A 682-nucleotide genomic window follows, 5' to 3' on the forward strand; every position below is an offset into this window, starting at 1 on the left:
ACCTCGCCCTCCTCCGTCTTCAGCAGGCCGGAGATAGCCTTGAGCGTGGTCGACTTCCCCGCCCCGTTGGCGCCGAGGAGCGCGACGATCTCGCCCTTCGGCACATCCAGCGACAGCCCGCGCAGCACGAGGATCACGTCATTGTAGACGACCTCGATGTTGTTCACCTGCAGCAGCAGCTCGCGCGCCGCCGCAGGTGCCACGCCGGCTGTCAGGCTGGAGCTCACCAGCCCAGCCAGTCCCGGCGGCGATCGAGCGTGATCGAGGTCACGCGGTCGAGGCGCATGGTGCCCGCGCGCATCAGCTCGTCCACGCTGCCCTGGGTCGTGTCGCCCGAGACCACCGCCCGGTAGAGACCCACGGTGAGCGTGCCGCGATGGTCCTCGGCGGTGAAGTTGGACGGTTCGCAGACACCCTCGAAACCGGCCGGAACCCAGTTCTGCCGGGCATAGAAGCCATCGCGGATGCGCGGGCCGTCCACCGCTCCATTGTTCGCCGCCGCGGTGTCCATCGCCTCCACCATCAGCATCGCGGCGCAGACGCCGGCCAGGTAATGCACGGGACGATAGGCGGTGCCGGCCGTGTCGCTCAGGCGCGAGATGGCCCGGACCTGTGCCATGCCCGGCGCGTCGCCGCCCCAGACCGTGGCGGTGCGGACCGGGAAGACCACGCCATTGGCCGC

At 69.9% G+C, this 682-nt stretch carries 1 protein-coding gene and 1 pseudogene; both read right to left on the reverse strand.

Annotated features, from left to right (window positions below; all coding sequences use genetic code 11):
* The coding region (locus AC1DWF_RS34940) for an ATP-binding cassette domain-containing protein (protein WP_476843056.1) at positions 1 to 227 on the reverse strand (227 nt) is incomplete at its 3' end.
* Positions 224 to 682 (reverse strand): annotated as a pseudogene (locus AC1DWF_RS34945) (ABC transporter substrate-binding protein); the annotation flags it as partial. The gene AC1DWF_RS34940 and the pseudogene AC1DWF_RS34945, both read right to left, overlap by 4 nt.

This window comes from Aminobacter sp. P4_D5 (genome assembly GCF_056401815.1).